The sequence below is a fragment of the Paenibacillus barengoltzii G22 genome (assembly GCF_000403375.2).
GTDB classification, from domain to species: domain Bacteria; phylum Bacillota; class Bacilli; order Paenibacillales; family Paenibacillaceae; genus Fontibacillus; species Fontibacillus barengoltzii.
Genome location: NZ_KE159653.1, coordinates 825446 through 842390 on the forward strand (window position 1 = coordinate 825446; position 16945 = coordinate 842390).

Below are 16945 nucleotides of genomic sequence, written 5' to 3' on the forward strand. Positions count from 1 at the left end.
CTTTTCCCATAACTGAATCCTCTCCCTTATTTCCATTGTAAATCCTTGTAGGGGAGGACTCCAGTTTATTTAGGGGGCCTTAGGGAAAGTACAGTCTTTTTTCGATAAATGGGCTGCTTTCCGCAAAATCTTCCGAAATGAAATGCACTTTTACAGTTAAAATGCATTTTTGCGGCATTTTCGACCGGATGAACTGCACTTTTGCAGTTCATCCGGCCGGTGGCGGCGGTTCGAACAACTCCGTTCACCCCTTGCCCCTTACGGAACTCCCCACACTTACCTTACAGCCCAACCTTGGCCAAACTTCATCACCCCGCATGCCGGGCGCTCTCGCGCCGACGGCGGTACCTGATGCGGATCAGGCGCAGTCGCTCGTACAACGTATCCAGGTTGCCATTGCCGCCTTCACTGGCTTCGGGACCGTACACCTTTTGCAGCACCGGCTTCAGAAGCGTGTCCCCCAGCTCTTCGTAAGCTTGCCATACGGCCTGTTGTTCTTCTTCGGGCATGGCCTCCAGTTCGGCGCTCACCAAGTCATCGGTGTTGTAGCCCTCCTTCTCCAAGCTCTCCAGCAGTTCCACCGCATCACGCCGCTCAATGCCCGCCCGGGTGCAAATATCTTCGACCTTCTCCCCTGCAGCCAAGGCTTCAAGCGCTGCGCGACGGACGTTAAATTTCTCCATTTCCGCCCGATATTTTACTTCCTTCTGCTTATACAACCAGGAACGGAACACCTCGTCATCGATTTCTTGGTCAACCCAATCCAACGGAAACCCGCGCTTCCGCTCGGCCGCCCGGGTGATTTCCAACAGCTCAGCACCGTATTCGCCAGCCTTGTTCTCCCCAACGCCTGGCAGTTGCAACAGTTCCTCCACCGTCTGCGGCAGGAATACGCTGATCATACGCAGTAACCGATTGCTGGCGATTAAATAAGGCGCCTTGCGCTCAGACGAAGCCTTTCTCCGACGCCAAGCCGTTAACTCATTGTATACCGGTTCATTGCTGTTTAACTCGCTATAGCAAAACAGCTTCTGCGCCGCCATCCCCCGTCCGGTTAACGTTTCCTTCTCGTCCCAGATGCCTTCCATGATGGGGCGAAACCCTTCGCCGAGCTTGGCGGCCAATCGATGGCGGTAAACATGAAGCATCTCCGACCATGAAGCCCCTTCGTACCAAAGGTCCTCCTGCTCCTCATCCGCGGTCACCTCATTCCAGCCCATCCGCCAAATCCCGTCCTCTTCTCCAATCCACACCTGGGCCCCTTGAATCATAGCCCCGCCGTCCTTCTTCTCCAGACTGTTCAAAAAAACAATCCGCATCAACCTGTCCCTCCTATAATATATTTTTCAGCTACGAAGGAGGCATTTCATCATTTCGTGCGCAACACAAAAAAGCACCTCTTCTGCGAAATTCGCAAAAGAGGTGCTTCCTCCAAACGTAACCTGTTATCCCTAATAATACCATAACAAACTAAGCTGTCAATGGATCAGATTCATTTTCCCATTGTCTTCCGTTTTCCAGTATAATAACTAGAGACATTCCGAAAAAGGGAGGCATTACAGAATGAGCGACCCGCATCAAGAGCTTGATTTCCTGTCCGACAGCACCGAAAATACTTCGACCCGGTTCGTCACGTTCATCGGCGGATCGCTGAAGCGCTATGACCTGGCGGTCACCACAACCAATCGTTTCTATGGGAAGAAGCTGGTCACCGACCTGCACAATGGGCGCACGGCCATTCTTGGCACCGACGACCTGGAGGAGGAAGGGTACCTCGAACATATTTATAACCTGAGCGAGGAGGAAGGCACTGAACTGCGTACCTTTCTCTATCAGGTATTAGGTGAACCATACTTCACGGATTAATAGGGTCCGCTAGCGGACTGTCAAACGACACCCAACATGGCACTGATGCTGGCCATCTCCAGCTCTTCAAACTTGGCGACCACCTGCGCCGGGTTCAGCTCGAACCGACAGGTTTCCACATCGCATTCCAGCTCAATGTCACAGCGGATCTTGGCCAGCTGCCGCGAGAGATGCAGCATGTCGAGGTCCGCTTCAATTTTGGCACGGACTGATTTGGACAACTGGTCCAGATTGGCCAGGATCCCCTCCACGGAGCCGTGCTCTTGCACGAGCTTCAGGGCCGTTTTCTCGCCAATGCCGCGCACGCCCGGATAGTTGTCGCTCGTATCCCCCATCAAGCCCTTCAGGTCTACGATCTGTTCGGGTCTTAGTTGCTTCTCTTCCATCAAGGCCTCCGGCGTATACACCATGTAGTTGCCGTGGCCTTTTTTCATAATGATCACGCTGGTCCGCTCGCTCACCAGTTGCAGCATATCGTGATCCCCCGTCAGCACCAGCACGTCCATCTCTTGCCCAAAGCGCGCTGCCAATGTTCCGATGCAATCGTCCGCCTCATACCCCGGTGAGCTGATGTTCGGGATCCCTAAGCTGTCCATCACCTCGCGGATCATGGAGAATTGCGGGATCAGATCCTCCGGCGCGTCCGCACGATTGCCTTTGTACTCGGCAAACTGCTCCGTCCGGAACGTCGTGCTCCCTAAATCCCAACAGCAGGCGATATGCGTCGGACCAAACTTCTGCACCGCGTCCCAAAAATAACGCATAAACCCGTACACCGCATTGGTCGGAACACCCGCTTTCGTCCGCCGGATATACCCGGTTGCCGCTGAAGCGTAATAGGCGCGGAACATTAACGCCATTCCGTCCACCAGCAGAATGGTTTTTTCACTCCTTTGCACTAAATCCACGATTCACTCAAGCCACCCTTCTCGTTAAATTGACTTACCCCAAGCCTGTTCGTAGGCTTCTTCCTTGTAACCGACAGTTACCGTCTTCCCATCCGTCACGATCGGGCGCTTGATCAGCATGCCGTTCGAGGACAGCAACTGAAGCTGCTCCTCCCGGGACATCTGTGCCAGCTTATCCTTTAAGCCCATTGATTTATAAACCTCACCGCTCGTATTAAAAAACTTCTTCAATTCCAGCCCGCTGAGTTCCACCAGCTTATCTAGTTCAGCAGCACTCGGCGGCGTTTCCTTGATATGATGCAGCTCCAGTTCATGCCCTTTGGCCTGCAACGATTTAATTGCATTGCGGCATGTCCCGCATTGCGGATAATGATAAACCTTCAATTTGCTCATGTGCTTTATTCCTCCTTACCACTTTCACGAAAACTCGCCCCACGCAGCAACTCCTCCAGATTCCTCATGTCCTCCGGAAGCTCTGATCTAAAAGTCAGTGCTTCGCCGGTAAGCGGATGACGGAAGCCCAGCTCAGAGGCATGAAGCGCCTGCCGCCCGATCGCCGCATCCAGGCGGGCGATTCGTTCGCGCGCAGGTGCCGGCAACTGTTCCAGTCCCGGCATACCGTAGAACTTGTCGCCGATCAGCGGGTGGCCGATCGACGTCATGTGCACGCGGATCTGATGCGTTCGTCCTGTACCGAGACGCAGCTCAACCCGAGCCCCGTCGCCATAGGCTTCCGTGACCTTATAATCGGTCAGCGCGGGATAGCCCGACGGGGTGATGATCCGGCGGTGGGGTTCGGCAGGGTCACGGTCGATCGGACCGGTGATCGTTCCTTCCGGCACCGCCGGGCAACCATGCACCAGCGCCGTATACTTCTTGGTCACCTCACCGGCAATCAGCTGCTCGGAAATATGCTGGTGCACGTAGGCATTTTTAGCGATGGCGATGAGGCCGCTCGTCTCCTGGTCCAGCCGGTGCACAGGACGGAAGCGGAACTTCTCCCCCTTCTCCTGCCAATAATACACAACGCCGTTAGCCAGCGTCCCTGTGTAGTGACCGTGCGTCGGATGCACGATCAATCCCGCCGCCTTATTCACAATCAGCAGCGCTTCATCCTCGTAGACGATCTCAAACGGGATTGGCTCTGGCAGAATATCGGTGGAGGTTTCCTTCTCCAGCGAGACGCTCACCGTATCTCCGGCCTTCACCGGGACGCTGATATAGACCCGCTCCCCGTTCAGCATCACCCCGCGCTCGGTCAGCTTAATCCGCGACAGCAGCTTGCGGGAGATGCCCATTCGGCGCTGGAGCACGCTTTTGACCGTCCAGCCGTCCTCCGTTGCCGATACTTGATATTCAATCGGATCATAATATTCAGAACTCACTTCTTGCCAAACACCTTCCCGCTTCGCACGTATTCAATATCTGCCACCTGCTGGCGATGATTTACCATACGAGCCGCTGCGAAGAAATAATCCGACAATCGGTTCAGATAGATCAGCACTTCGGCATTAATCTCTTTAACCTGGCTCAACGTAACGACGCGGCGTTCGGCGCGCCGGCATACGGTCCGGCAGACATGCAGGGCCGAAGCCAACGGGGTTCCCCCAGGCAAAATAAATTTCTCCAGCGGCGGATTGTCCGCTTCATAACGATCAATCCAGGTTTCAAGCCGCTGTGCGAGCTTTGGCGTCACCTTGTAGCGGCTCTCCGACAGCTTGACGTAAGCAAGATCGGAACCGCAATCAAACAGCTCCTGCTGAATCTCAAGCAGTTGCTTACGAAGATCGCTAAACGTCACCTCATCCGATAAACTGACCGCTTGTCCCACAAAACTGTTCAGTTCATCGATCGAACCGTAGGCTTCAACCTGGGCATCATCTTTTGTTACTCTGCCGCCGATGACCGTGGTTTGCCCTTGGTCGCCGGAACGCGTATAGATCGACATTTGCATTTCCTCCCCGTGACATACTCTCGTATCATCTTACCATAAATCCCAGCTCGGCTGGTCATGCAACTGCTGGAACCGCAAAAAGGAGACCCGCAAAGCGGATCTCCTTCACACTTCAAAAGTTCAAAGTTCGTTAACGTCGAATAGATTTCGGAGTCGTTCTCATTGTTTTCATAAATTCATTAATTTTCAGGTCCAATAAGCTGCTGATTTCAATCACGATGTCCGAAGTAAAGGATTTTTCTTGCAGAAATAGCCGTTCCATCTTGCTGCGAAGCAAGTGAATTTCATCCTCCAGCGTTACGGCTTGCGGTGAATGCGGCCGTTCCTCTTGATCCATCCACGGGCTCATGACGCGGCCATCAGCACATAAAGCATTATTGTAAGGCATGTTGTACTCACCGCGCAAAAGAAATCCCTCCCTGAGAAATTAAAACCTTCTTCCAAAATCGAATTATACCATGTCCATTAAAATTAAAGCAATTAGAAAATGAAAGAATTGTTAATTAACCCCATTAACTCCAACTTCTCAGGCAGGGGCCTGATGGGATTCGTAAAATCAGCCTTGCTTCAATTTACGGACGAACTGCTCCATTCGATTTAACGCTTCGTTGAGTTGATTTACTCCTGTCGCATAGGAGCAACGCAAGAACCCTTCCCCGCCTGCGCCAAAAACATTGCCCGGAACTGCCGCCACCTTCGCCTCGAGCAGAAGGCGTTGAGCAAATTCCTCGGAGCTAATTCCAGTGGACGCGATGCTAGGGAACGCATAGAACGCCCCTTGCGGCTCGTGACATTCCAGCCCGATGTCGCGCAACCCCTGAACGATCAGGCGGCGGCGCTGATTGTAGGATTCGACCATCTGGTCTTTCTCCTCCAGCCCGTTCTTCAGCGCTTCAAGTGCAGCCACTTGCCCCATCACCGGAGCGCACATCACCGTATATTGGTGAATTTTCAGCATGGCATAGATCAAGTCCGGGTGTCCGCATGCATAACCCATCCGCCAGCCGGTCATCGCAAATGCTTTAGAAAACCCGTTCACCAGAATCGTCCGGTCCTTCATGCCCGGGATTGAAGCAAAGCTCACGTGCTTCTGCCCATAGGTGAGCTCCGCATAAATCTCGTCGGAAATAACGATAAGATCGTTCTCCTCAACGATTTTTGCAATCGGCAGCCAATCTTCGTACGTCATGATGCCGCCCGTCGGATTGCTCGGATAATTTAAGATCAGAACTTTGGATTTAGGTGTGATCTTCGCCTTCAAGTCTTCAGCCTGGAGCTTAAAATCGTGCTTGGCATAAGTCTCAATTTCGACCGGCACCCCTCCCCCGATCATCGTAATCGGCGAGTAGGAGATATAGCAAGGCACCGGAATAAGAATCTCATCACCCGGTTCCACCAGGGCCCGCAGCGCCAAATCGATCGCCTCGCTGCCGCCCACCGTCACGAGGATTTCGTCTTTCGGGTCGTATTTCACCTGATAACCCGTGTACAAATACTCAGCGATCGCTTCCCGAAGCTCAGGCGTTCCCGCATTGGACGTGTAGCTCGTATACCCGCGCTCCAGAGAGTAAACACAAGCTTCCCGGACATGCCATGGGGTGATAAAATCCGGTTCGCCTACGCCTAACGTGATAATATCCTTGCTCCCGCTGGCCAGATCGAAGAAGCGGCGAATACCGGAGGGTTGAATCTCGCGGACCCGCGGAGCCAAATACGATGTCATCGTTTTACTCGATTGCTCAGCACGCTGTGATTGAATACTCATAACATTACTTCCTTTACGGAGATATCAACAAACGGCGGTCTTCTTCGGGATCTTCGAAGATGATGCCGTCTTGCTTGTATTTTTTCAGAATAAAATGGGTCTTCGTCGACAACACCGACTCCAAGGTGGACAATTTGTCAGAGACAAAGCTCGCCACTTCCTTCAAGTTGCGGCCTTCAACTTCCACCAGCAGGTCATATGCGCCGGACATCAAAAATACCGATTTGACTTGGGGAAACAGGTATACCCGCTCCGCGATGGTATCGAAGCCGCGTCCCCGTTCAGGTGTAATTTGCACTTCGATTAACGCCGTCACCTTCTCGTCTTCCAGTGCACTGGAATTTACCACGGTTGCGTATTTGACGATGACGTGGTCTTCTTCCAATTCACGGATCGCTTGCGCCACTTCCTCCGCCGTTGAGCCGACGAGCGTCGCCAGTAAGTTTGCATCCCGGCGGGCGTCCTCTTTGAGGAGGTCCAGCAGTTTGAGCTTCAATTCGCTTAGTTGTTTCATCCCTCATCCTCCAGCGATGCCCCGCAGCCCTTCAATTGAGCGGTCTGCAGAACAAATTTAATACTTATATTACATGAATTTTGGGCGTCTGCATAGAAAAACCGTCCACTCCAAGTAAGGTTTTGGATTGGACGGTTAGGCTTTTAGATCGAATACGGCGGAAGTACATTCGGTTGATGCGCTTCCACGTTCGCCTGATGGGCATGAGGTGTCCACCGAGAAGTCCGCTGTTCTGTGAACTGTCGCAGCTCCTGCTTGGTTTTCTCCGCATCTTGCAGCTTCTTGTCCAACAATTGACGCGGTGCCGGTGCCGGCGCGGAGTAGATGCCTTGGTGCTTCATCAGCTCATACAGTGTTCCCTGCAATCGCAAGGTGCTGTTGGTCAACTCCGTAAACATCTGCCGAACAGCTGGGCAGGACGACTCCGTCGTTGCGGTCGTATATTCTCGCACAGTGCGGCGCAAATCAGCTAAAATCGATTTTAACAAATCGTTCTGGGGTAAGAGACCCTGGATGTCCGTATGATTCATCGGGATATTCCTCCTTGAAAGCAAAATTAATTCGGGGCTGAAGAAGGTGCCGCCATTTGATGTTGGCGCAACGCATCCGTTAACAGATGCAGATGATGCTCATGGGCACGGATGTGCTCCAGCATCGCCTGTTCGATTTCAAAGTTTTGCGAGACGGCGGCCGCCGCGGCGCAAAACTTCGTGAGCATCTCCTCGTTGGAAATGGAGTCGGCGATATAATCCAGTTCCTTCAACGACAATGGCTGCATTTGTGAGTAATACATCAACATTCCCTCCTGATGGATGATCCTTCAAATCCTGCTGATCCCTTCTTATTCTTTTGATCCTTCTTACGGTAGTATGCCCCGCTCCAGGAACGATATGTTCGCCGTACAGGTTTTCGCCGTTTTTAGTTCTCCGCAGTTGGATATAATGATGGAATCCCCTAATCCTATAATTCCCATGTTCGAAAGGATGAACTGGTCTTCATGAAACTACATACCGGCAAGCTTTATTGGCCTTCAACATTGCCGGATGCCTCCACCTATCCTGCGTTAAGTCAGGAACTTCAGTGCGAAGTCTTGGTTGTGGGCGGCGGCGTGGGCGGAGCGCTATGCGCCTACCTGCTGGCGGAGCGGGGAGTCGATACGGTATTGGTGGAACGGGATCGGATCGCCGGCGGAAGCACACTGGCCAGCACCGGGCTGCTGCAATATGCCAGCGATAAACCCCTCACCTCGATGATCCATACCTTCGGCGAGAAACCTGCCGTTCATTTCTATCGCCTTAGCCGCAATGCGTTGGAACAGTTAAAGCAAATCGCCTCTAAACTGGACGGTTCGGCACGATTTACGGAGCGCAGCACGATATACTTGGCCAGCTCCGAACAAGACGTGGACGCGCTGCAGGAGGAATGCGGACGACTTTCGCGTTTGGGGTTCCCTGCGGTCTGGTGGTCCGCTGGCGATATCGCAGACCGCTTTCCTTTCCAAGCCCCCGGGGCGATCTACACGAAGGGCGATGCGGAGATGAACCCGTACACCTTCGTGCACGGTATATTGCGGGAGGCGGCGCGACAAGGCGTACGCATCTTTGAGCATAGCCCGATGCATGGCAGCCAGCGCGACGAAGGCGGACGGATTCGCTGTCGCTGCGGCGGCGGGACAGTAACCGCCCAGCATGTGATCTGGGCCACCGGTTACGAAGCACAGCAGTTCAAGAAGGAGAGCGGTGCTCATTTCCGAGCCTCCTACGTCATCGTCACCGAGCCGGTTGCCTCCTTGAACAGCTGGTACGAAAAAAGCCTCATCTGGGAGACAGCAAGGCCTTATCTATATATGAGAACAACGCCGGATGGACGGATTATCGCCGGCGGGCTGGACGAGGTGCTTTCCAGCGGAGAACTGCCTGCGGGCCGAGAGATCCGACAAAGCGAGCGGCTGCTGGAAGAAATTCACAAACGGTTTCCGGATCAGGATCACCTGTCCGTCAGCTATGCTTGGGGAGCCGTGTTTGGAGAATCCCGGGACGGCCTCCCCTTTATTGGACCGCATCCTAACTTTCCCGGGTTTTATTTTCTGGAGGGGTATGGCGGAAACGGGACTGTGTGCAGCATGATCGGGGCGGAGATGATCGTGGATCAGCTGACCGGTACGCGTCGGGAGGACATGGCCATTTTTTCGCTCACGCGAACTACCAAGCCCGTGCCCACACCACCGAAATAGAGCCATCAGGCGGCTTTGGCCGCCCCTCGCTTCAACAGCCGGCGCAGGGCCAGCCAGCTCAGCACCGGAGCCCCCCCCAAGGCGAACATCAGCCAGGTGATCGTGGGCATGCGCGGAATGATGGAATAGACCGCGATGAACAACAGCGTTCCGCCCAATCGCCCTACGGTAATGCTAAGCTCGCGAAGGACAATCAGCTCCACCCGCTGCTCCACGCTTTCCGGACTGTTGCCAATCAAGTCGAAAACCGAAGAGATGACAGGTATCAAGTAAAGCGGCAAAAACAAGGACGTCCCCACCCCCATCACCATCAGGGTGACGTAATTGACCTTCCAGAGCAACGGAAGGATCACCGCCGTGATCAGCAAAGCTCCAACCAGCATCCCGTAGTAGCGTGCTGGGATTTTCAGCCATTTCCCCACCGCCCAGAAGCTGACGAGGGAGACAAGGGACGTGATCAGCGAAAACTGTCCGATCCGCCACTCCGCCGATGTGCTGATGAAGATCAGCAGATTGATCAGGAACGAAAAGACGCCTTCACGCAGTCCATGCGCAGCCGAAGCGGGCGCCGCCTGGCGCCACGGACTTCCCTTCTTCAGCATGTGTACGGGAGCCAGCCAGTGATAAGGACCTCCCGTTTTTCTTTTTTTCAGCCAGAAGCTGAGTAAGATCCCCACCCCATAAACAATTAACGAGATGGTAAAAATCAGCTGGTATCCGGCCTCCCCTTGTTTCATGGAGATGATCCAGCCGGAGATCCACGGGCCAAAAATCCCGATCACTGAACCGAGGATCCCAACCCAGCCGTTAAATCGGTCTCGCGTCTCAACATCCGTCACCTCGAAATACACGACGTTGAAGGCGAGCCAGAACAACCCCGAACCGGTTCCAAACAACAGCCCAAGCGGCCATATGTAGTCCACCGTATGTTTGCCCGTCCACAGCACCAGCAAATAGAAGATGCCCGAGACGATAATGCCGAGCCGTAAAAAGATCATTTTATCGCGTTCCTTCACCCATTTCCCGGCGATCCAAAAGACAAGTCCCAAGGCCAGCTGCTGGCTGAATGTAAACCAGGCAATCAGGTTAAAATCCGCTTTAACTTTCCAGATATAGACGTTCAGGAACGTGCCCGACAAGGCGCCGGCAAGCACGAACAGACCGTTCACCGCCAGCAGCAGGATGGATTGGCTGTTCAGCTGTTTTTTCATAGATACGCTCCTCCCGGCCAAACTTCGAGTTCCCCCTGTAAGATACCCAAAAATGACCGAAGCATGAGACAACCGCAAGCTTGCCAGCAATCTCCCAAACGCGAAAAAGCCCCGTCCATCAAGGACAAGGCTAAGTGCTTCCAAATTTTTTACTTATTGTCTTCTTCACCAGCAATCGTCCGAATCATGGCGATCCGGGCGTCTTCGCCCAAGAACCGGCTGACATGGAAGCACGCGGTGCAGACATACACGTTCAGCTCGGCATCCCCCGACAGAAGCGGATGGTCTCCATTGGCAGGTACAAATCCGCTGTTATCCGGAACCAGCTTCTGTTTCCCGGCATACACCATATATTCCCGGCAATGCGGACATTCCGGTACTTCGTCTTGCGCGTCAAGCAGCTTCTCCACACCAGTCTCGTACTTCAGCAAATCGCCGCCCGATGCCGTAAACGCCTCGACCCGGCGGACGCCTCCGAGATGCGAGTCGCCTTCATCCTCATCCCAGTAAAGATCATCATCCGCATCCTCATCATCCTCATCATGGGAATGCTTCCGATCATGGAAGGGATGGTCGTTCTCCTCGTCTTCAAACTCTTCCTCCGAGCCCAGCGTAATATTGATCGTTCGGTAGCCCTTTAGTTCATTTTGGCAGTGAGGACATACCTCCTCCGGCCCTAACTCTTCATCCCAAACGATCTCCGTTTGGCACCATGGGCAAATCGTTGTATCCATTCCCTACTACGTCCTTTCGTTACCAAATTAAGCATTCCACAAATAAATAATGCCCGCGGCCAAAAACAGAATAGAGGCGATAAATAGCACCCTGACCAGGTTTTTCACGTCGTTCTACTCCTTCAACTGAGATCCCTAACCGATACAAGCGCCGATCAAAAAAGACACCGACACCGATACGGCCATTGCGATAAAACCAACGCTGGTGTTCCCCGCTGCAATCTCGTCGTCGATGCGAAACACCGGCGTTAAAAATTCAAACAGCAAATAAGCGGCGAACAGCAGCAAGGCTCCAACCGACGACCATATCATGAAGTCGTAAATCGAGGGATGTGCCGCCGCATAACGGATAATGTTCGCCAGTCCGAAGATTTTGCCGCCGGTCGCCAGAGACGCGGCCATGTTGCCGCGCTTGATCTCCTGCCAGCAGCGATATCTTGCAAACAGTTCGAAGCAAGAAAGAAACACAATCAATTCTAACACCGCCACGGAAAAATACCCGATCATCAGCCCCAGCGGTTGCTCCAAGATCGGATCAATGCTTTCCTTCATAGCGACCTCTCCCCTTATACCTTGAGGCGATTCGTTCTTACTTCAGCTCAGCAACCGTCACGCCAGTTCCGCCTTCCCCGTAATTCCCCAGGCGGAAGCTCTTGATATGCTTATGCTTGCGAAGATATTCTGAGATCCCGGACCGCAAAATCCCGGTCCCCTTCCCGTGAATAATATAGATCTGGCCTAAATTGCTTAAATAGGCTTCGTCGATAAATCGGTCAACCTCGATTAAGGCCTCTTCCAAATTCGCTCCACGCAAATCCAGCTCGGTGCGGACGTTCTCATCGCGCGTCCGCTTGACATTCGCGGCCGTCCGTTGAACCGGCTTGCTGGCCGGAGGCGCCGCGATCAGCTCCATGTCGTCCAAGCTCACCTTCATTTTCATGATGCCGAGCTGCACGATTGCTTCCTTGTTGCCGGAGAGCTCAACGACATGCCCCTTCTGGTTCAAGCTGTAAACCATCACTTCGTCGCCCGGTTCGATCTGCCGCGGCGGTTTGGCTGCCTTGCGGGTCGCTGCACTCTTCTTGCGGCGCTGCGGCTCGGCTTCATCCAGCTGCTTGCGGGCTGCAATCAGCTTATGCTCCTTCACGGCCGCGCCTTCTTCCATCGCGAGGCGGCGCAGGTCGCTGATAATCCGCTCGGCCTCCTGTCTTGCCTTGGCAATGATCGCGGCCGCTTCTTCCTCCGCCTTCTCCAGGCGCTTATCCCGCTGCTGCTCCAGCTTCTCCAGCTCGGCGGCATGGCGTCTGCGCAGCTCTTCCATCTCGCGCCGCAGCTGCTCGGCCGTTTCCCGCTCCTGCTCGGCCCCCAAGCGGTTCTGCTCCAGCGAAGCGATCATGTTCTCCACGCGCATGTCCTCTTCAGTCACTTCACCGCGGGCATACTCCAGAATTCGCTCCGGCAGCCCCAGCCGTTCAGCGATGGCAAACGCGTTGCTTCGGCCTGGAACACCAACCAACAGACGGTAAGTCGGGCTTAACGTCGCGACGTCGAACTCCATGCTGGCGTTAATGACGCCTTTGCGTTCATAAGCGTAGGCTTTCAACTCGCTGAAGTGGGTCGTCGCCACCATCCGGCAGCCCAACGAATGAATATGCTCCAAAATCGCGATGGCCAGCGCCGAGCCTTCCGCCGGGTCAGTTCCCGCACCCAACTCATCGAGCAAGACCAAACTCTTCGGCGTCATTTGGCGCAAAATCGAGATAATGTTCGTCATATGGCTGGAGAAGGTACTTAAGCTCTGCTCGATGCTCTGTTCATCGCCGATATCGGCGTAAATAGCATCAAATACGCAAAGCTGACTGCCGTCTTCCGCCGGGACGAACAACCCGGACATCGCCATCAAGCTGAGCAGACCAATCGTCTTCAGCGTGACGGTTTTCCCCCCGGTGTTCGGCCCCGTAACAATGATCGTCGTGTACTGGTTCCCCAGCTCCACATCAATCGGCACGACCTGGTCAGCCGGAATAAGCGGATGGCGCCCCTTCTTCAGCTTGATGAACCCGCGGTCGTTCATGCGAGGCAGCGTCCCTTTTAACTCCCGAGCCAACCGGGCCTTAGCGAAGATGAAATCCATTTGCCCCAGTACATCTCCATCGTACAGCAGCAACTCGGCTTGCTCTCCAACCAGGGCGGTCAGCTTCTGCAGAATGACCTCGATTTCCCGTTCCTCCCGCAGCCGTGTCTCGCGCAGCTTGTTGTTCATGGCCACAATCGATTCCGGCTCAATGAACAGCGTAGCTCCGGATCCCGATTGATCGTGGACGATCCCGCCAAAATGCGCGCGGTATTCCGCTTTAACCGGGATGACGAAGCGGTCGCCGCGGATCGTGATCAGTTGATCCTGCAGCATCTTCGATACTGAAGCAGAGCGGATCATCGCATCCAGCTTCTCCCGAATCCGTACCTCCCCGCTCCGCAGTTCGCGTCGGATGCTGGCCAGCTCCGGACTAGCCGTGTCGAGCACCTCTGCACTTTCGTCGATGCAGCGTTTAATCGCATCCTCCAGCGGCTTCTGATCGCTTAAGGTATCGCTTAAGTGATACAACAGCGGAACTTCGTGATCTTCGTGCATCGTGGCAATATACCGCTTAATCCGGCGCGAGCCTTCCAGCGTCGTTGCAATGCCCAGCAGCTCATGCGGGTTCAACGTTCCGCCGATCCGAGCCCGCTTGACCGCCGGGGTGATGTCCACGATTCCGCCGAATCCGGGCGCCCCCTTAAGCCGGTCCACCTTAAACGCTTCGTCGGTGGCTTGAAGCAACCGCTTGACGTCCTCCAGATCGGTGACGGGCCGCAGCGCTTCGGCTGTTCTTTTTCCAAGTGCCGTTTGGGAAAAAGAGGACAGCTGATCTATAATTTTTTGATATTCCATGGTTTTCAAAATTTTCTCGTCCAAGTACGTTCACAACTCCCCTCGGGCTATGATCCCATTATAACGAAACCGTTCATTTTTCGCCATTTGCCCCCTTACACACATAAGAATGCGATTTACGGAACATGATAAATGCGTATAGCCAAACGTACTTACTCTCAAAAGGAGGCTATGTAACATGCATTTTCTGGGACACGTCGTGCGATTCATCGTCTCCGCCCTAGTTCTGCTGGTTGTGGGGTGGCTGGTACCGCAATTCAGCATCGGGGGATTCGGCAGCGCCTTGCTGCTCGCCTTGGTCATCGCCCTGTTGGGCTGGGCCATTGAAGGCATTTTTGGAACGAAGGTTACCCCGTTCGGGCGAGGAATCGTCGGTTTTCTTACGAGCGCGCTCGTGATCTGGCTTGCCCAGTTCATCATTTCCGGCGTTTCCGTCTCTGTGATCGGTGCATTACTTGCAGCATTGGTCATCGGGATTATCGACCTGTTCATCCCTGTCGCAACTCCCTTTGACGCTGCCAAAGACAAAAACGATCGTTAATGGCGTGTCAGGGCTAAGAGGCCTTCCTCCGCAAGTGATCCGTTCACTGCGGAAGGAACGGCCTCTTGACTTATGGGTAAAGAAGTTCAACAATTCTTCAAACCTTTAGCCATCCACCCTCTGCAAAATACGGTATGATATTCTTAAAATTGTCACAAATCTACTGTATCGCGAGGGATTATTGTGAAGAAAAGCATAGCCATCGTCGCAACATCTGTTCTCTTGTTGCTTGTTACCGCTTGCAGCGGCAGCAAAGCGGCTGAAACCAACGGCAACGCCGGGAGTAATATCCAACCGGAAGCCGAGCTGGTGATCGAAGCCAGCAACTATCAATTCGATCAAGCCGAGTACCATTTGAAGAAAGATGTTCCAGTCAAAATCGTCTTCAAAAACGCCTCTGGTAATCACGGCATTCTTGTGCCCGGTCTGAAACTGCAATTGGACCGCAAGAACGACTCCGCGGTGATCGTGCCAACGGAAGCCGGCGAGTTCGAAATGGCGTGCTCGGTTATGTGCGGATCCGGCCACAGCGCCATGATCTCCAAAATTATCGTTGAATAAACGTGTCATCCCATGCAGCAAGAGCCCGCAGCGCACCGCCGCGGGCTCTTGCTCTTGTTGCATCAAAGCGATCCTCTCGCCACTAACCTTGATCCTGCTCCAGCAATTCAATCCATTCGTTAAATTCCGATTGAAGCTTGGCGTAGTCATCTTTCAGCCGCTGGTACTCTTCATCCCGCGCAGCCTGCCGCTCCTGCTCCTTCTCCCGCTCCAGCTGCAACAGCCGGAACTGATGGGAAATAACCTCGTAACTGTCCGTAACCTCCTGCAGCTGCTCCGCCAGCTTGCGCTTCTCTTCCTCCAAGGCCTCGAAGTCGTTGGCCATGGTGATGACCCGTTCGCTGCCAGCTGCGCTTTCCTGCTGCCATTCCTCCAGTTGCCGCTGCAGCTCAGCTTCCTTCTCACGCCAAGAGCTCAGCTCGCGTTCTGCCGAAGCCCATTGCTTGCGCCACTCCTGCTCCCGCTGCTCCGCAGCCTCGCGGTAGCTCGCCAGCTCGGCTGCCAACTCTGCTGCCAACTTGCGGCTGTCCTCAAGCTCCTGCAACCGCCGAGCCAACTCGTCCCGCTCTTGCTCCAGCTGCCGCTTCTCTTCTCCGGCCGCCTGCGCCGCCAGAAGTGCCTGCTCCCGCTCCTCGGCAGCCTGCTCCAACCGGGAGCGAAGAGAATCCAGCTCGGCTGCCAGGGCCGACGCCTTGTCCCGCTCGGCTTGCAGCTCGTTATTTGCTTGCTCCAACCGGCTCACTTCGGCGGCCAACTGCTCGCTCAGCTGTTCACTCTTGTCCGAAGCCTCGAGCAAGCTGATCTCTAGGCGACTGATTTCCTCGCTGCGCTTCTCAGCCAGCTTCTGCCACGACTTCTCGCTTTGCTGCGCCGCTGATACTTCGGCTCGCAGCTTGTCCTCCCGCTGCTTGCGTTCCTGCAGTTGCTGTTGCAGCTGCTTGGCCTCTGCCTGCGCGGCTTGAAGCGTGCTCTGGAGCTGCTTCGTCTGCTCCTGCAGCTTCCCGCTATGCTGCTGCGCCCGTTGCTCGGCCGCTTTGGCTTCTTGCTCCCGCCGCTGCAGCTCGCTCACCTGCTTCTGCAGCTTCGCGGCTTCCTCTTTCTCCCGCGCCGTCTGCTGTTCGGCTTGGCGAAGCTTGGATTGCAGCTGCGAGTTGCTGCCGCGCTGTTCGCTAAGCTGACGCTCCAGCTCCTGTACCCGGCTGCGAAGCTTGCGCGCCTCCTCCTCCTGCCCCAGGAGGGAGGCCTCCAGCTTCTCCGCTTGTCCGGCTAGCTGACGCTTCTCATTCTTCAGCTGCTGCTGTTCCTCTTGCAGCGCCTTATACATGCTCTCCTGTTTGGCATGCAAATCCTGCAGCACCGAGTTCTCCTGCAGCAGGACTGTTTTCTCCTGCTTGGCGTTCTGCAGTTCATTCTGCAGTTGATCTACCCGGATCGCTTCCTCTGCCATGCGCACGGCTGCCAGCACGGCCAACCGCGGCGTGTCCAGATGGGGATAGGCCTGGGCGATGCTGCGCATATGTTCATCCACGCGGCGCGCTACCTGCTTCATATATTCCGCGCTGCTTCCAACAATTTTATAAGAAGTCCCGTAAATTTCTACGTTTACGCTAATTCGGCCTTGGTTACTCAACGTTATGTGCCTCCTTCGGTCCTGTATGTCGTCTCTTAGATGCGGATAATTGCACGAAAGTCACATCGAATCGGTCGTTCTACAAAGTGATTCGAT

Annotated in this window: 19 protein-coding genes; 4 read left to right on the plus strand and 15 right to left on the minus strand. The window is 54.4% G+C overall.

The window, feature by feature from the left end; translation table 11 throughout:
• Nucleotides 1–308: 308 nt before the first annotated feature.
• Nucleotides 309–1319, minus strand: a complete 1011-nt coding sequence (locus C812_RS12120) for an HRDC domain-containing protein (RefSeq protein WP_016312947.1) — start codon at nucleotides 1317–1319, stop codon at nucleotides 309–311.
• A 244-nt stretch (nucleotides 1320–1563) separates the two neighbouring features.
• Between C812_RS12120 and C812_RS12125 the strand changes: the two genes are divergently transcribed.
• The gene (locus C812_RS12125; protein ID WP_016312948.1) at nucleotides 1564–1866 is read left to right on the plus strand and encodes a DUF3055 domain-containing protein; all 303 of its coding nucleotides are present in this window, start codon (nucleotides 1564–1566) and stop codon (nucleotides 1864–1866) included.
• A gap of 20 nt (nucleotides 1867–1886) precedes the next feature.
• Here the strand turns inward: C812_RS12125 and C812_RS12130 are convergent, their stop codons facing one another.
• From C812_RS12130 to C812_RS12170, 9 genes are all read right to left on the minus strand, one after another.
• Nucleotides 1887–2726, minus strand: a complete 840-nt coding sequence (locus C812_RS12130; protein WP_051134974.1) for a 5'-3' exonuclease — start codon at nucleotides 2724–2726, stop codon at nucleotides 1887–1889.
• Nucleotides 2727–2798: 72 nt separating this feature from the next.
• Nucleotides 2799–3167 carry an arsenate reductase family protein gene (locus C812_RS12135; RefSeq protein ID WP_016312950.1) on the minus strand — a complete coding sequence of 123 codons (369 nt, stop codon included), beginning with the start codon at nucleotides 3165–3167 and terminating at the stop codon, nucleotides 2799–2801.
• Nucleotides 3168–3172: 5 nt separating this feature from the next.
• Complete coding sequence (locus C812_RS12140; protein ID WP_016312951.1) at nucleotides 3173–4159, minus strand: RluA family pseudouridine synthase; 987 nt, start codon at nucleotides 4157–4159, stop codon at nucleotides 3173–3175.
• Nucleotides 4156–4722 (minus strand): cob(I)yrinic acid a,c-diamide adenosyltransferase, encoded by a 567-nt coding sequence (locus tag C812_RS12145; RefSeq protein WP_016312952.1) that lies wholly within the window; start codon nucleotides 4720–4722, stop codon nucleotides 4156–4158. The genes C812_RS12140 and C812_RS12145 overlap by 4 nt, the downstream gene beginning before the upstream one ends.
• 136 nt (nucleotides 4723–4858) lie before the next feature.
• Entirely contained in the window at nucleotides 4859–5077 is a 219-nt protein-coding gene (locus C812_RS12150) for an aspartyl-phosphate phosphatase Spo0E family protein (RefSeq protein ID WP_051134975.1), read from the minus strand.
• A gap of 207 nt (nucleotides 5078–5284) precedes the next feature.
• Entirely contained in the window at nucleotides 5285–6493 is a 1209-nt protein-coding gene (locus C812_RS12155) for an aminotransferase class I/II-fold pyridoxal phosphate-dependent enzyme (protein ID WP_016312954.1), read from the minus strand.
• Nucleotides 6494–6506: 13 nt separating this feature from the next.
• Nucleotides 6507–7007 carry an Lrp/AsnC family transcriptional regulator gene (locus tag C812_RS12160; RefSeq protein ID WP_009226690.1) on the minus strand — a complete coding sequence of 167 codons (501 nt, stop codon included), beginning with the start codon at nucleotides 7005–7007 and terminating at the stop codon, nucleotides 6507–6509.
• Nucleotides 7008–7150: 143 nt separating this feature from the next.
• On the minus strand, nucleotides 7151–7537 hold the full coding sequence (locus C812_RS12165) for a spore coat protein (protein ID WP_016312955.1): 387 nt from the start codon (nucleotides 7535–7537) through the stop codon (nucleotides 7151–7153).
• Nucleotides 7538–7563: 26 nt separating this feature from the next.
• Nucleotides 7564–7800 (minus strand): hypothetical protein, encoded by a 237-nt coding sequence (locus C812_RS12170; RefSeq protein WP_016312956.1) that lies wholly within the window; start codon nucleotides 7798–7800, stop codon nucleotides 7564–7566.
• A 204-nt stretch (nucleotides 7801–8004) separates the two neighbouring features.
• Between C812_RS12170 and C812_RS12175 the strand changes: the two genes are divergently transcribed.
• The gene (locus tag C812_RS12175) at nucleotides 8005–9240 is read left to right on the plus strand and encodes an NAD(P)/FAD-dependent oxidoreductase (protein WP_016312957.1); all 1236 of its coding nucleotides are present in this window, start codon (nucleotides 8005–8007) and stop codon (nucleotides 9238–9240) included.
• A gap of 5 nt (nucleotides 9241–9245) precedes the next feature.
• On the opposite strand, the gene C812_RS12180 is transcribed toward C812_RS12175, so the two are convergent.
• The 4 genes from C812_RS12180 to C812_RS12195 all read right to left on the minus strand — a co-directional run bounded on the left by C812_RS12180 (nucleotide 9246) and on the right by C812_RS12195 (nucleotide 14141).
• Entirely contained in the window at nucleotides 9246–10451 is a 1206-nt protein-coding gene (locus tag C812_RS12180; RefSeq protein WP_016312958.1) for an MFS transporter, read from the minus strand.
• A 149-nt stretch (nucleotides 10452–10600) separates the two neighbouring features.
• Entirely contained in the window at nucleotides 10601–11185 is a 585-nt protein-coding gene (locus tag C812_RS12185) for a hypothetical protein (protein ID WP_016312959.1), read from the minus strand.
• Between the two features lie 135 nt (nucleotides 11186–11320).
• Nucleotides 11321–11737: a DUF350 domain-containing protein gene (locus C812_RS12190; protein WP_009226695.1), complete on the minus strand. Its 417-nt coding sequence runs from the start codon at nucleotides 11735–11737 to the stop codon at nucleotides 11321–11323.
• Between the two features lie 37 nt (nucleotides 11738–11774).
• On the minus strand, nucleotides 11775–14141 hold the full coding sequence (locus C812_RS12195) for an endonuclease MutS2 (RefSeq protein WP_016312960.1): 2367 nt from the start codon (nucleotides 14139–14141) through the stop codon (nucleotides 11775–11777).
• A gap of 154 nt (nucleotides 14142–14295) precedes the next feature.
• On the opposite strand from C812_RS12195, the gene C812_RS12200 reads away from it, so the two are divergent.
• Both C812_RS12200 and C812_RS12205 read left to right on the plus strand, forming a co-directional pair.
• On the plus strand, nucleotides 14296–14658 hold the full coding sequence (locus tag C812_RS12200; protein WP_016312961.1) for a phage holin family protein: 363 nt from the start codon (nucleotides 14296–14298) through the stop codon (nucleotides 14656–14658).
• Between the two features lie 183 nt (nucleotides 14659–14841).
• A complete protein-coding gene (locus tag C812_RS12205; RefSeq protein ID WP_016312962.1) occupies nucleotides 14842–15219 on the plus strand; it encodes a cupredoxin domain-containing protein in 378 nt (125 codons plus the stop codon).
• Between the two features lie 82 nt (nucleotides 15220–15301).
• On the opposite strand, the gene zapA is transcribed toward C812_RS12205, so the two are convergent.
• Nucleotides 15302–16849 (minus strand): cell division protein ZapA, encoded by a 1548-nt coding sequence (zapA, locus tag C812_RS12210; RefSeq protein ID WP_016312963.1) that lies wholly within the window; start codon nucleotides 16847–16849, stop codon nucleotides 15302–15304.
• Between the last annotated feature and the right edge of the window lie 96 nt (nucleotides 16850–16945).